Source organism: Streptomyces sp. NPDC093568, from assembly GCF_044764945.1.
Taxonomy (GTDB): Bacteria; Actinomycetota; Actinomycetes; order Streptomycetales; family Streptomycetaceae; genus Streptomyces.
Map to the genome: position 1 here is coordinate 1 of NZ_JBIWJD010000024.1, position 13,791 is coordinate 13,791.

Sequence of the window (13,791 nt, forward strand, 5' to 3'; positions counted from 1 at the left end):
CACGGACGGGACTCCGAGAACGCGCGAGCAGCCAAGCGCGGGCCTGGCCGGCGGGTCGGCTACACCTACCTGCACTCGGCGATCGACGGGTACACCCGCCTGGCCTACACCGAAGCGTTGGAGGATGAGCGGGCGGCCACGACCGTGAGCTTCTTCTGCCGGGCGCGGGCGTTCTTCGCCGCCCACGGCATCACCGTGGACCGGGTGATCACGGACAACGGGAACAACTACCGGGCCGTGGACTTCACCGCCAAGGTGGTCTTGGGCTGACCCCGTTTCGTAGGTCCAGTCGTTATGAGAGTCGTCCTGTTGCCCGCGGTCGCGGGCAGGGAGACTGGTCAGATCATGACGAACAGCAGGAAGCGTCACACCCCCGAGCAGGTCGTCCGTAAGCTCGGGCAGGCCGACAGGATGCTCGCCGATGGTCAGGACGTCGCGGCGGTGTGCCGGGAGCTCGGGGTGTCCGAGCAGACGTACTACCGGTGGCGGAACCAGTACGGCGGCCTCAAGGCCGACGACGCAAAGCGCCTGAAGGAGCTGGAGAAGCAGAACGCGACCCTGAAGCGTCTGCTCGCGGAAGCGGAGCTGGAGAAGGCCGCGCTCAAGGAGCTGGCTGAGGGAAACTTCTAAGCCCGGACAGGCGCCGCGCCGCCGTCGATCACCTCAAGCGCAAGTTGCGGGTGAGCGAACGGATGGCGTGCCGTCTGGTCGGGCTGAGCCGCTCCGCGTACCGGCGACCGCTCAAGGGCGACACGGTCGCGGACCCGGATCGGGCGCTCAGGGAGTGGCTGCGCGCCTGGGCGAAGGACCATCCCCGCTACGGGTATCGGCGGGCGTATCACGACGCCCGCGCCGAGGGGTGGGTGGTGAACCACAAGAAGATCCAACGCCTGTGGCGTGACGAAGGGCTCCGGGTCCCGCAGCGGCGTCGACGCAAGCGCGTCGGGTCCTCGACCGTCGACGCGCCGACGGCGGACGCGCCGAACGTGGTGTGGGCGGTGGACTTCCAGTTCGACGCCGACGAGCACGGACGACCGATCAAGATCTGCTCGATCGTCGACGAACACACCCGGGAGTGCATCGGCGGGCTCGTGGAGCGCTCGATTACCGCCGACCGACTCACCGCCCACCTCGAGGACCTCGTCGCCGCCCGGGGCGCCCCGGCGGTGCTCAGGTCGGACAACGGGCCGGAGTTCATCAGCGAGGCGATGGCCGACTGGGCCGGCACCCGCACCGGCCTGTCCTACATCCCTCCGGGCTCGCCGTGGCGCAACGGGTACGTCGAGTCGTTCAACAGCCGGATCCGCGACGAGTGCCTCAACATCAACAGCTTCTACTCGCTGCTGCACGCACAGGTCATCATCGGCGACTGGAAGGACGAGTACAACCACCACCGCCGGCACTCCTCGCTCGGCTACCTAACCCCAGCCGAGTACGCTCGGCAGTGCACCCATCAAATGGAAACCGACGACTCACAGAACGTCCGGACCGAATGAAGGGGGCGGCCCACGGACATATGAATCTATCGACTATATGGCGCGAGCGTCGCGCTCCCGGCAACTACAAGCGAGTCCACCAACGCTTGCCATAAATCACCATTTGAATATGTTCCGAATGCCGCCACGCGGATCCCAATGAGCCAATCAGACAGACGCCTACTGTCGCGGGCCACAACGCCCTCCGCACGAATGCACGTGGTAGACATCCACTCAAGACCCTGCATTACCTGCCGGGACTCAGGTAGACGGCCAATGAATTCAAGGAGTGCCTCGACGACCATTTCGTCTGCGGGCGAAACGCTGATCCAGCGGTCGATAAACGGCATCAGTGACGCCGGATCAACCCAGTCAATGGGGGGTCCTTCAAGCTCGTTATACATCCGCGCCGACCAAGCCAACGGCTGTGGTAGCAGAGCCGCCGCAGCCCAAGAGCCCCACGTCTCATCGGCGAAAGGGCTACTTTCACTCGGTACCGCGTATGCCAACGAGTGCTCAAATAGATCCGGCCAAAGACGGGCCGCGGCATCAGCACGCTTTTGGTTTTCAGCCCCAGCGCCGGCCAGCCCGTGAAGAAACATGGAGATAAGGCCAGCATTGGGCCTGAGCGTATCTAGATAGCTAAGTACCGGCCCCGGGTCCAAATCACTCGAGTAACCGTCCAACAACGCTCTCGCAGCAATTAGAGTATGTGAACCTCTCTCATCCGCAGCCCACCGTCGCCGCTCGTGGTCGACCATGGCTCGCGACTGGCTGCCTAGTAACCCTACAACAATGCGCTTGGCCTCTCCAGTAACACAGTGCTCGTGCACTGCGGCAGCTCCAGTTGCGCGGATTGTGGCATCCAAGTCCGCGACAAAGATACTGTCCCCGGGGACTTGCTGAAGTTGGCCTACAGGATCCCCTTCCAGCCGAGACGTGTTCAATTCCTGCCGTTCTTCGTCCCACGGTCCTGCAACTGCACCCCGACACGCTTCGAGCGACCAATCGAGCGCAACAACGTGAATACACGGCTCTCCGCTGCATGGGGCAGCCCAAATGGTGTCACAGCCGCGAGCGAGAAACAGCCGAGTCTCGTAGGAGCCCCGAGTAGCTATTGCGTAGCCATATTCGATTACCTCGGCGCGCGAAAAACCTACATCCGAAAGTAGACTTTCGAAACCGCTTCCTAGCAACGAGGGAAGTGCTTGAGCAGCCGAGCGATCAGGGCCGAACTCATAAAAGCCGTGTTCAGCGCTTTCGTCTGGGCCCTCAACTACAGACGAAGCCACTTCCAATACAGACCTGACGGCGAAGGCGCCATTACTCGAAAGTGCCTCAGTCTCACCGCGGGCCGCCAGAAGTAGGCAATCGCGCGCCACCAGAAGAACGGCAGTGTCCGGACGGAACGAATCATTACCCTCCGAAGATTCAATGATCTCCTTGATAGCACCGAGGTCACTGGAAACCTCGCTAGCAGACGGAGGGATATACTCATTATCATGGAGACGCGCCGTGTACTTATTCTGAATTCGCAGGATTCTGCTCACACGTTCCTGACGAGCCGCGTAGGCGGCATTCACTTTCATGGCATCCGCTGGTGCATCCACGAATAGAAAATTCTGCTCCCCATCCTTCTGAAGACGGTAGCGTTCAATCTCCAAGAAGGCCGCCCATGTCTCGATCAGCGAATTCTCTTCTCCCAGACGCTCACCATTGCTTCGAAGCGTCTCACCTACGAGTCGCAGGCTCCCGCGGCGCGCTTCGTCAGCGGTCATGACGAGATGCATGCAGACTTCACGCGGCGACCATTCACGTCGCCCTGAATGCGCCAGCCCTTCGGAAGAAGCCCGAAAGCCAATGCGCTCATTGGTACAACGACTGAACTCATAATGCCAAACGGCCGGTTCAGAAAGAAATTTGTCGATCGAAACGCCGGCGTGTTCAATATTACGAACGAGCAAGCCGAATATCAATCCCGGCACGGCGAGATTTTCACAGTTCTGCAGTAGCTTGCGTATCGCAGGAGCCACCGCTGTATCGATCTGGAACACAGGGTCGAGCACTCGCTCCATCGCCTGAAGCGCGCTCATACAAGGATTTGGACCCGCCGAAGTGCCCCGATACCAAGACCACGCATTTGCGGTTCCATTGTATTCCCTGGTGCGCCCATCCAAATCAAGTAGCACCGATGGGACGCGGTGGATTTCAGCATGCGGGCCACGTTTCGCATCATGCCTGCGAATACGGGAGGCAGCCCGCGTAGAGTCTATCGAAGCGTGATTGAGAATCCGGTTAAGAACTCTCACGGAGATATCAAATTTCGCTGTCTGAAAGAGGGTATAAAACGAACCCAAGTAATACGCATTATACGGTGGGGCCATGCCAACCCACCGCTGGTCATGTTCCCGAATCCTCTCGTCTCGGACATACCATCCAGTGCCAGTTTCATTTTCGATATAGTATGATTCCATGAGTTCCGCCAAGAAGTCCGGCCTGTATTGGGCAAGGCTTCGTGCACTGAATGGCGAGTCTGCCGCAGGGGCTAGAAACTCAGGTGCATGAATTGCGATGGTGCGCAGACAACTCTCTACATCATGATTCAAATCTTTGCCCATCATTGCCAGGAATTCGATAAATACTGCATTAGTTACCCTATAGTCGAGCTTCGCCACCTTCTTTTTTTCAGACAGGCCAATAGTGGGGTCTCCAGCGGCATCCTTACCGATAGACGGAGCTGGATGGCGGCGCCAGAAATCCATAAGCCGGTCGCGCAGGACGATGCGGAGTTCTTGACCCGCAGGCGTGCCTATGAAGACATGCGTCCAAAGCCACATTGAGAGCAAATTGTTTGCATCGGATGAAATCAGCCAGGGCTCGGGGGCATCCAATAATAGGCGGATGACTGGATCCGCTGCTGGACTTACGAGACGATCAACCGTAAAACGTTGTCCAACAACCCGAATTGCGTCTGCGAGCTCACAGCCGCTTTCCTCTTCCCCCAGTACGGATCGAAAACAGTCGTAAGCCGAATCGGTATCTAAGACGGCCTCCAAAGGCACGTCGGCCCATCTGACGCCGCTCCGCTCTGCGAGGCTATTGAACCCACGTACGATTCTTGGGAACACTGGGGCCGGTGGGCGGGAGGGGTCAGAAAGTATTCCCTTGCATGCAAGAGTGACAGCAGATAGCGCCCAGCGCGGCACCGTAATTTCTTTCAAAGTCTCAACGAGATCTTGCCGACGAACTAAATACATTGCCGCTGCATATCGGCGGATCTCATCGTGTGCGAATTGAGGCCAGGCCTGGAATGAACTATGAGGCGCGAGGAGATGGTCGGCGCGCAACGCGTCGATCGCGTTGGCGTCTAGGGATGCAACTGGGTTGGTTCCCTTAAGCGCTGCCTCTGCTAAGAGGATGAGAGTTCGATCGCGGCCTTCGGCCGACCCTGAGACTGGGCGCCCATCGCCTCGGACAATCGATCTCCAGATCAAGTCAATGCATTCCCACTCGTGCATTGACTGGTCGAGGGTTCGGCCCGTGCGCACAAGGAGGTCCAGGACAACCAGTCGCCGTAGAAGAGACGGATTCGGAACATCGCGAAGGACGCCACCGAGGGACGGAAACTTCTCAGCTACTTGCGAGAGAGCCTCATCGGTCAGCGGATGTACGTCAAAGCGGTCAGGTGTTCGGCTGTGCAGTCTAACGACTTGTTCAGTGACGAATTCACGGGAAACATCCGAGGCTACGACGATTACCCCGACTGATGATTCATGCGCCGCGCACAGGAGGTCTCTTAGTAGTCCAGTTGCTCGTTCGACGGCGACATCGGCACCATCCAGTATCAGCAGGCGCCGAGGACTCGTGAGCTCTCCAAATACTTCTCGGAAGCCTACTCCCAGCGCCGACTGAAGGCTCATGCTATCTTGAGGGAGTTCCCTCATATTTAGGATGACCGCCTCGAGCATATTTGAGGGCTCATCCTCAAGTGCAACAACCGTCGATAAGGTCAAAGCACTCTTGCCTGTTCCCGACTCACCGGTGACAATTACAGCGCGATTTTCTTCGGCGGCAAGTATTGCTTTTTCAGAAAGACTTCTGCGTAGCGGGCTAAGGCTGAGCGTCAGAGAACTACGGTCCCCTATCTCAGTTCCAAGGGATTGACGCACTGATGCCAACGCATCCTGACGGTGTTCCTTCAACATGGCCCATGCCGGTGCCGTTCTGCCTATTTCCGGCTTTATCGAGCCATGCAGGTCCCTGCACACCGTATGAACCGTGACAGATTTGGCGCCAATTGAGTCATACTCTGCAGATCGGGAGAGGAGTTCATCGCGCAACACGAGACCGCTAGCCGTGCCGCTGGACACGGGATCAAGGCTCGATGCCACATTCGTCCACTCGTCAGCTTTGGGCTGCTGCACTTCGAACCCGACCACACGCAGTCGCGTGAGCATGCGCCAGGTCTTCTTTTCAAAGTCTGGGGAGGGGACAGTCGACTCGCCGCCGCTGATGGCATTCGCTACCATGTCACGTAAGTGATCTAGGCGTGAGCGCGTTTGTTTATCCCAGACTCCGTCTTGATTCAAGACCCTAACGAAATCTTCTGAGGTCCCGTGAGTTCGTGCGATCTCGCAGAGTCTGGCGACCTGCTTCCACTGACTCTTCCAGCCCGCGGTCGCAATGACTACTTGGCTTGCTGGGCTATCAAAGGCCTCGATCTCTTCGAGGACAGTTCGAATGAGGTCGATGGTCTTGGTGTCACTGCGAACGAAGTTAGGAGTCGCCCGGCAAGCAATTGCAACCTCAAGGATCTCTTTGCCGGTATTTGCAGTGACAAGCAGATCATCAACCGCATGTGCGGGAGCGGTCTGGAATGAGAGACTTGTTGCGGAATGCTCGCCAAGCTCTGGGCGCCGCTCACCTGTCAACATGCTCGCCAGATAGATCACGGCGACTCGGTGGGCAAAGAGCACGCCACCACCACCCGTCGCATAGGGCGAAGATGCGATGCCCGGCTGCCTCGCCGCTTCTCCGTCTCCACCATCTACCTTAATCGTCATTCCGTGACTCCTTGGGCTCAGAATCGTCAGCCTATCGCCCACGGCGCAGCACGACCCTCGTACCTCGATTCTGCCTTCGTCCGCGCGGGCACGGTAGGAGGCCGGCTGCTGGCCCCGTGGCTGTGGATGGGTTGTTCGGGTCCCGATGCACTCCGGGCCGATCCCACCGGTACCGAGTTTTCACAGCGGTCCCTCAACGTCAGGTCTTCAGAAGCCTTCATCGCGTGTCGTGTGAAGTCTTCGCTGCATCTCGACACCGGGAAGTCGACGGTCGCGCTTCTCCTCCAGGACCGCCTGGACCGACCCGCTGCCATCCTGAGCCAGGACCACTTCCGACGGAGCAAATGCCGACCGTCTGAATGGATGGCCCTGATTGGCCAGCCGGGCTCGTCAGCGCTCGTGGAGCAGGACATCGGCCACCTCGTCCGGGGTGTCGAGGTGCACGTCGTGTCCGGCCTGCTGTACCTCCACCACCCGCATGGTCGGCTGCAGCTGGTTCATCCGGGCCACTTCCTCATCCCGCATGAAGCCCTGCCCGCCGCGGATGAGGTCCACGGGGCAGCGCAGGGCCGCCCATTCCGCCCACCGCGCTTGTGCATGCACCGGGCTCAGCGCAGCCCGCAGGACATCCACGTCGAACTGAGGCATGAGGCCCGCGGGCGTCCTTTGCAAGCCTGCCGCCCAGATGGCTCCGGTCTCCCCGCCGCCGAAGAAAGCCGCGGCATCCGCCCGGGAGGGAAACGGTGCCGGCCATCCCTGGAACCACTGAATGGTTCCTTCGGTGGCTTCCGCACCTTCCCCTCCGACTCCTCCCTCCACCAACACCAGGCGGCGGACGAGAGCAGCATGGCGGGCGGCCGTCAGCATCGCCGTGTGCGCTCCCATGGACTGCCCCACGAGCACCAGCTCGGTGATCCCCAAGTGATCCGCCACCTCGACGACGTCGGCCACGTGCGCCTCGCGGCTGAGGTCGTCAGGGCGCCGCGTGCTCAGGCCATTGCCGCGCTGATCAAAGGCGACCACTCGGAACCGATGGCGGATGCGGTCGATGACCGGGGACCACTCCCCGGAGCGACCCGCGAGCCCATGAAGCAGAAGGACGGCGGGGAGAGCTCCACCACTGTCGACTCCGTGCAGCTCGACGCCGGCGTGCGTGACGGTGAATCGCTCCATGGCGCCATCCTGCCTTGTACGCCGCCTGCTCACCCAGGGTCCTTGTTCTGGGGGGAGCAGCGAGACGAGTCGGCCCTTCACGCGGTGTCCGTGCTCAGCTGGCCCACTATGCATGGGGGAGCGCCCATCCGCCGAACGCCCAAACCGTGGCCCGGGCGCGCGACCTCCTGTGCAGTCTTCACCGCATCTCGACACCACGCCCTCCAGTCGGTCATCGACGCCGAGCCGGGACCGCCGTTTAGTACCACCAGTACCACTGGTACCTTCACATGTGTTGTCGCGAGTGCCCGGCACGCATGAACCGGCGGGACCAGTGGGACCGGCGGGACCGGTGTGACCGGCGGGACCAGTGGGACCAGTGTGACCGGCGGGACCAGTGGGACCGGCGGTACCAGTGGGACCGGCGGTACCAGTGGGACCGGCGGGCCCAGTGGGGCCAGCAGGACCTCCGCGGCGCATGCAAGTACCTCCGGTACCAGTAGTACCGGTGGGCAACGCCTCGGGTGCGCGCCTCACGCGCCAAGATCCGGCCAGGGGTGGACCTATCCCATGAAGGCGCCCAGCAGCTCGACCGCCCCAGCGGCTTCCCCGCCGTTTTCCCGACACCGCCGCCGCCGTTTTTCCAGATGGTCATCCCCCCTTGGATAGGTACCAGTAGTACCTTCGGGCCCCAGGCGACATAAGCACCCCCAGTACCCGCGATACTCCCAGTACCATGGGTACTTGTAGTACCACCCATGAACAGCTAGCCTGGTACCAGAGGTACCAGAGGTACCAGCGGTACCTTTGAGACCCGTAGTACCACCATCGACAGAGGACATCTCATGGCGCACACGCTTGCGGTTGCCAATCAGAAGGGCGGGGTCGGGAAGACCTCCACGACGTTCCACCTGGCCGGTGCGGCCGCTCGTCGGGGTCTGCGGACTCTGGTGATCGACGCTGACCCCCAGGGCAATCTGACCTCCTCGCTGGGGCCGGCCGACTTGGCCGCGGACTCTGTGGGCCTGGCCGATGCGCTCTCCCCGAACACCGACGAGACGCTCTCGGATGTGATCGTCCAGACCGAGTGGGAGGGTGTGGATCTGGTCCCCACAACCGGCACCACTCTGGCCGCGGTGCAGCAGGAGATCGCGTCGCTCTCTCTTGGCCGCGAGCACGTGCTGCGGCAGCGCCTCGAGCTGCTGGGGGACACCTACGAGCTCGTGCTGATCGACTGCCCGCCGAGCCTGGACGCGCTCTCCATCAACGCATTCACGGCCGCCAGTGAGGTCGTGGTGATCACCCACGCCGACAAGTACGCGGGGGAGGGCCTGATCAAGCTCGCCGGAACCATGTCCCAGGTGCGCCAGTTCTGCGCCCGCCCCGACTTGCGGATCGCCGGGATCATCTTCAACGCCTACGACCCGAACGTGAAGGAGCAGGCGCACTGGTACCGGGAGATCAACGCGGCTGCCGAGCAGATGGAGATCCCGGTGGTGCATCCTCCGGTTCCCAAGCGGATCACTCTCGTGGAGTGCACGTTCTCCGGCACGCGCCTGGACCTGTCCAGAGACCGGCGCGCAGCCGATCTGGTGCCGATCTTCGACCGCCACCTGCAGACACTGCACCCTGCCTCCTGACCCTGCCCCTACGACTGAAAGAGACCACCATGAGCGACAAGCGCAGCCTGCTGAACGGGAACAACTCGATGTTCAGCCAGAACGCCCCGCAGCGGGGGACCTCGAGCACAGCGGCCATGTCCCTCGCCGACGGCGCTGGTACTTCGACGCCGGCCCCGGAGGTCGTCAAGAAGACCCCTCGCCAGCAGGTGAAGTTCTACGCGGAGCAGGAGCCCTACGAGGAGTTCAAGCGGGCCCACCGGCTCCTGCAGGTGTACGACGAGTCCCTGGGATCACTGAGTGACCACCTCAACCGGCTCATGGTCGAGGAGACCGCACGGATCAACCGCGAGCACGGCGGCGCCGGCGACCGCGCTTCCTGATCAGCACCGGCGCCCGTCTCAAGCGGCGCACATGAAGAAGGCCCCCGCCGTCTCGGCGGGGGCCCTTGCTTATCCGGGTCATGCACTGCGGCGCAGGGCCTTCTTCCGCTTGCGAGCGACATGAGTGGCGGAGGGGTGCAGCCGCAGCCCGGCATCGGTGACGGCCACACGGGCGCGCGGGTACACCACGCGCACGGCATCCAGGTGCTTGATCAACTTGGCCTTGAACTGACGCAGCTGGGCGTACTCCCCGCCGAACTGGCCCGCCAGCTGCGCCCAGGTGATCGTCACAGGGCCTCGCAGGGTCGCCATGCGGTAGGCCAGCCACACGTAGAGATCCATCCGCAGGGGGGAGCCGGAGAGGGCTTTGAGGGCTGCGGTGTAGACCGGGACGGGAGCGGCGATCACGTCAGCGAAGTAGTCCTCGCTGAGCACGATCGAGGCGGTGGTGGCCTGAGCCTCGGCGGCGCGCGGGAACACGAGCTCATAGCGGCTGGCCACGTGGATGTTCGCCCCGGAGACGCGACGAGTCTGCTCCGTGACCCGGGTGTCCTCGACGGTGATCGAGCAGGTCGCAAGGCGGTGCAGCTGGTCGGCCACCCGGCGGGCGCTGGCGCCGGAAGTGTTCATGCCCAGGGCACGCAGAAAGGCATTCAGGGACTGCCCCGGGTTCAGGTGGCGGTCCTGAGTGCGCACCGCTTCGGTGGACATCCAGATCAGCAGGTACCGCGCCACGACTCCGAACGGGTAGCCAGCGGGTCCGGGGGTGACGGTCACGGTGATCGAGCCGTTCTGCCTGCTCCAGCGCGGCAGGTCTCCGGGGTCGCGGTAGGGCAGGGAGAGCTGGGCCCACAGGCGCGCGGAGAAGGAGATCTCCCCGGGGTTGAGCTCGATCTGCTCGCCGGCTTCGACCAAGCGCAGCTGACGGTCCGAGATCAGCGTCGGCGTGGCGGAGATAGCGGTGGGGTTGGTCATCGTGGAGGGGCTTTCTGGTCGAGTCATGGAGCGTGCGCCGCGGGAGGGGTCAGAGCTGTGGACGGAGGTAGTTATCCACGTGCATTTGGTGACGCACCCACTCACGACCGCCCTGCAGGGTGCAAGGGGGGAGACGATCGGCCTGATAGGCGGGAAGGAGCGCGTGCATTTGGTGACGCCCCCCTCTGAACGGCCGAAGTTGTCCACGTGCATCTGGTGACGGGCTGTACGTGCATTTGGTGACGCACAGCCCCCTATTTCCCCGCTCTGACAAGGCACGATGCGATTCCCCCATGTAGTAAAAACCCATGTAGTTACTCCCTGTAGTGGGTGGGGTGCGTCGTGTGGATCCGTGGATAGCCATCACTCAAGCCGCCATCTGAGGCATCAGATCAGTGCGCTGCAGGGCATGCGTCTGCACCGCCTGGCGAAGGCTCTGCCGCACGCGGTGCACACGCAGACGCAGCGCCTGGGACTCGATACCGAGCGTGGCTGCCAAACGCTTGCGCTCCTGGCAGTTCGCGAGCTCGTAGGACACCAGCAGGGAGGTCTCGGCCTCGGTGAGCACCTCACGGTCACGAGCCCAAGCCGCCAGTGCGAGCACCTGCTGCGTCGCCGCCTCGGTCGAGGACACCTCGTTGTCGATCCTGGCGAGCTCGTTGAGGGTGCGGGGCTCGAACATGGCGCCGTCGGTGGTGTCTGCGGGGATCTCGGCGTCCGCCGCGGTGTAGTACGCCAGGGAGAGCTTGAGCAGGTCCATGGCGAGGTTGCCCAGTACGCTGCCGCGGCGGTGCAGGGGAGCGTTCTTGATGCGCTCCAGAGCCAGGGCCACGGTCACTGCCAGCGGCTCCTCGTAGACACCTGCGTGCTGCACGCGCTGACGCCGGGCGCACTGGGCGGCGATGGACACCACGCGGGGAAGGATGATCTGCAGCGCCGTACGCGCGCACACAGTGTCGTTCGGGCCGTCCTGGGCTGCGGAGGTAAGCAGGCCGCGCAGCACGGCATCCGCGTTCTCCTCGCGGCGCGAGACGATCTGCAAAGTCTGCTCGCACGTCATGCGCCCGTGAGGGAAGTCGTACTCGTGCTCGGCCCAGCGCGCCTGCCATTCGCGGTTCAGGCGGGTGATGACGGACGGGGTGGCGGCGGCGGTGATCATGTGCGGTTCTCCACGGTCATGGCCGCGGGGGAGCGGCCGGGGTAGGGGATCGCACTCAGCCTGTTCAGCGGGTCGGGAAGTGAATCGGGATAGAGGGAGGGGCTGGATTTCCAGATCCGCGCTGGCGCGCGCAACCGCATGACGATGCCGATTTCGGCGGGGGTGAAACGTCTATGGGCCCAGAACGGCATACCTGGGTAGAGAGACGCCGAACTGCCCCTGCCCGTGCGAGGAGACACCGATGACGGAGCGACCCACCCCCCAGAACGAGGCCCTGGACGACGCCGAGCTCCAGACGCTCTACGGCGATGCCGTGGTCATGTTCGACGCCGAGCGCGAGCTGGACAGTGCTGTGGCCGATCTCGTCCAGGCCCCCTTCGACACCCGGGTGCAGCAGACCCTGGCCAACTACCTCGGATCCGAGCAGCTGCAGCGGGCGACTGAGGCCGCCCGGCGGATCGGTGGGCAAGGCTGATGAAGCTCTGGAAGAAGCAGGGGGAGGACAGCCCCGTGGAGGCCGGTGCGGACCGTGCTCTGCCGACGACCGACGACAAGGGCAAGAAGTCCCGCTCAGAACGCCAGCCGACGGGGCCGGAGCGCACGGGTGTGAACTCCGTGGCGACCCGGGCGATGGTCGCGGGGGTGTACGGGCTGATCGGACTCGGCGCCCTCGGCGGGGTAGTGGGTATGGCCGGCGCGCTCAGCCCGGCCGAGACTGTCGCTGCCCCGGTGGAGTACGTCCCCACGACCTCCGCGGAGGGGGCCGCGTTGACCTACGTGACGGCGTGGCTGCAGGCGACCCAGGCCGACCAGGAGCTCGTGAAGGAGACCTCCGGGTCAGGCCTTCCGGTGGCTCCGTTGAAGCCTCTGCGTTTCTCCAACGTGGCTGTGGCCGATGCCCAGCGCAGCCCGGATTCCGAAGTGGTGGCGGTGACTGTCTCCGCTCTCGTGGAGTCCGGTGGCTCGGACGCAGCTAACGAGGGGAAGACGGCCGCCCCGAAGTCAGGGCCGGGCTCGTCCGCGGCGGCTTCGCCTTCCGCCCCTGGCGCGCAGGCCGAGCAGCTGGCAGAGGAGGCCAAGCGGGACGCCGAAGGCCCGCGGCTCGGTGAGGGCAGCCAGTTCGAGGTGCGCTACTGGCAGGTGGCGGTCCATGTGGGCAGCGGCGGCCAGGTGCAGGTGGTGGGGTACCCCACGCCTGTGCCGGCGCCGCCGGGCACCGACAAGGAGCTCGTCCTGGACTACTCCGAGCGCCTGGACCCGACCACGGAGCTCGGTCAGACCGTCAACGGCTTCCTGCAGTCCTACGTCGCTGGACAGGGCGACACGAGCCGCTACGTGGCGTCCGGTTCCACGGTGCGTGGCATCGAACCGGCCCCCTATGCCCAGGCGCATCTGAGGGAGTTGCGCGCCGACCAGCCGGTCGAAGACGCCGCCGGTCAGCCCGTGCGCCTGCTCGTCCAGGCCGAGGCAGAGCTTCCCTCCAGCGAGGGAGACCGACAGGCGATCACGATCGCCTTGACCATGCAGAAACGAGAGGACCGCTGGGAGGTAACCACCGTCGATCCGGCGCCGCTGATCACCGCCAAGGACATCTCCTGAGTCCCCACGACCCCACCCGCATCTGAACCAGAAGGAAGACCCATGAACTTCACCTCGAACATCACCTCCGGCCTCCACGACTCCATCGTGGTCGGCAACATCTTCACCGAGATCAACCGCCTGGTCGGCCAGGCCACCACCACCGTGCAGGTCGTCGTCGCCCTGCTGGGCATCATCGCCGCCCTGGTCATCGCCGCGAAGGGATCCTGGCGCATCAACTCCATCGTCATCGGCGTGCTCGTGGGCGGCCTGCTGATCTGGGGCGCCGTCGCTGGTGTGCCGTGGATGGCCGATCAGGCCCAGTCCACGATCGGCACAGCCGTGATCATCCCGGCCCTGGCCGGCTGAACCCGCACGGAGTCCGGC

General features: G+C 63.4%; 10 protein-coding genes and 1 pseudogene. 7 read left to right on the top strand and 4 right to left on the bottom strand.

Annotated elements, in window-relative coordinates; genetic code table 11:
- A pseudogene (locus ACIRD7_RS41240) lies at positions 1-258 on the top strand (IS481 family transposase); the annotation flags it as partial.
- Positions 259-345: 87 nt separating this feature from the next.
- Positions 346-1,496 (top strand): IS3 family transposase gene (locus ACIRD7_RS41245; RefSeq protein WP_098471310.1). Its coding sequence is split into 2 segments (ribosomal slippage): positions 346-616 and positions 616-1,496, totalling 1,152 coding nucleotides; the frame shifts between segments, so codons are not numbered across the junction.
- Between the two features lie 26 nt (positions 1,497-1,522).
- On the opposite strand, the gene ACIRD7_RS41250 is transcribed toward ACIRD7_RS41245, so the two are convergent.
- Both ACIRD7_RS41250 and ACIRD7_RS41255 read right to left on the bottom strand, forming a co-directional pair.
- A complete protein-coding gene (locus ACIRD7_RS41250; RefSeq protein WP_363678030.1) occupies positions 1,523-6,538 on the bottom strand; it encodes a hypothetical protein in 5,016 nt (1,671 codons plus the stop codon).
- 390 nt (positions 6,539-6,928) lie between these two features.
- On the bottom strand, positions 6,929-7,711 hold the full coding sequence (locus ACIRD7_RS41255) for an alpha/beta hydrolase (protein WP_363678029.1): 783 nt from the start codon (positions 7,709-7,711) through the stop codon (positions 6,929-6,931).
- Positions 7,712-8,535: 824 nt separating this feature from the next.
- On the opposite strand from ACIRD7_RS41255, the gene ACIRD7_RS41260 reads away from it, so the two are divergent.
- Together ACIRD7_RS41260 and ACIRD7_RS41265 are read left to right on the top strand one after the other, a co-directional pair.
- Positions 8,536-9,330 (top strand): ParA family protein, encoded by a 795-nt coding sequence (locus tag ACIRD7_RS41260; RefSeq protein ID WP_049161927.1) that lies wholly within the window; start codon positions 8,536-8,538, stop codon positions 9,328-9,330.
- Positions 9,331-9,359: 29 nt separating this feature from the next.
- Positions 9,360-9,692 (top strand): hypothetical protein, encoded by a 333-nt coding sequence (locus ACIRD7_RS41265; RefSeq protein ID WP_363678028.1) that lies wholly within the window; start codon positions 9,360-9,362, stop codon positions 9,690-9,692.
- Between the two features lie 78 nt (positions 9,693-9,770).
- Here ACIRD7_RS41265 and ACIRD7_RS41270 read toward each other — a convergent pair whose 3' ends face one another.
- Both ACIRD7_RS41270 and ACIRD7_RS41275 read right to left on the bottom strand, forming a co-directional pair.
- Positions 9,771-10,667, bottom strand: coding sequence for a replication protein RepA (locus tag ACIRD7_RS41270; RefSeq protein ID WP_159832943.1), 897 nt, complete (start codon positions 10,665-10,667; stop codon positions 9,771-9,773).
- Positions 10,668-11,034: 367 nt separating this feature from the next.
- Positions 11,035-11,826, bottom strand: a complete 792-nt coding sequence (locus tag ACIRD7_RS41275; protein ID WP_363678027.1) for a hypothetical protein — start codon at positions 11,824-11,826, stop codon at positions 11,035-11,037.
- Positions 11,827-12,067: 241 nt separating this feature from the next.
- Here ACIRD7_RS41275 and ACIRD7_RS41280 point away from each other — a divergent pair, with 241 nt between their 5' ends.
- The 3 genes from ACIRD7_RS41280 to ACIRD7_RS41290 are packed head-to-tail and all read left to right on the top strand — an operon-like array spanning position 12,068 to position 13,773.
- Positions 12,068-12,301 (top strand): hypothetical protein, encoded by a 234-nt coding sequence (locus ACIRD7_RS41280; protein WP_049161934.1) that lies wholly within the window; start codon positions 12,068-12,070, stop codon positions 12,299-12,301.
- Positions 12,301-13,425 carry a conjugal transfer protein gene (locus ACIRD7_RS41285; RefSeq protein ID WP_363678026.1) on the top strand — a complete coding sequence of 375 codons (1,125 nt, stop codon included), beginning with the start codon at positions 12,301-12,303 and terminating at the stop codon, positions 13,423-13,425. The genes ACIRD7_RS41280 and ACIRD7_RS41285 overlap by 1 nt, the downstream gene beginning before the upstream one ends.
- Before the next feature lie 42 nt (positions 13,426-13,467).
- Positions 13,468-13,773, top strand: a complete 306-nt coding sequence (locus tag ACIRD7_RS41290; RefSeq protein ID WP_363678025.1) for a hypothetical protein — start codon at positions 13,468-13,470, stop codon at positions 13,771-13,773.
- The last annotated feature ends 18 nt before the right edge of the window (positions 13,774-13,791 follow it).

Bases quoted from the DNA above. Each gene is read 5' to 3' on its own strand.
- ACIRD7_RS41280 (WP_049161934.1), top strand. From the start codon at position 12,068: ATGACGGAGCGACCCACCCCCCAGAACGAGGCCCTGGACGACGCCGAG.
- ACIRD7_RS41260 (WP_049161927.1), top strand. From the start codon at position 8,536: ATGGCGCACACGCTTGCGGTTGCCAATCAGAAGGGCGGGGTCGGGAAG.
- ACIRD7_RS41250 (WP_363678030.1), bottom strand. From the start codon at position 6,538: ATGACGATTAAGGTAGATGGTGGAGACGGAGAAGCGGCGAGGCAGCCG.
- ACIRD7_RS41290 (WP_363678025.1), top strand. From the start codon at position 13,468: ATGAACTTCACCTCGAACATCACCTCCGGCCTCCACGACTCCATCGTG.
- ACIRD7_RS41270 (WP_159832943.1), bottom strand. From the start codon at position 10,667: ATGACCAACCCCACCGCTATCTCCGCCACGCCGACGCTGATCTCGGAC.
- ACIRD7_RS41275 (WP_363678027.1), bottom strand. From the start codon at position 11,826: ATGATCACCGCCGCCGCCACCCCGTCCGTCATCACCCGCCTGAACCGC.
- ACIRD7_RS41255 (WP_363678029.1), bottom strand. From the start codon at position 7,711: ATGGAGCGATTCACCGTCACGCACGCCGGCGTCGAGCTGCACGGAGTC.
- ACIRD7_RS41265 (WP_363678028.1), top strand. From the start codon at position 9,360: ATGAGCGACAAGCGCAGCCTGCTGAACGGGAACAACTCGATGTTCAGC.
- ACIRD7_RS41285 (WP_363678026.1), top strand. From the start codon at position 12,301: ATGAAGCTCTGGAAGAAGCAGGGGGAGGACAGCCCCGTGGAGGCCGGT.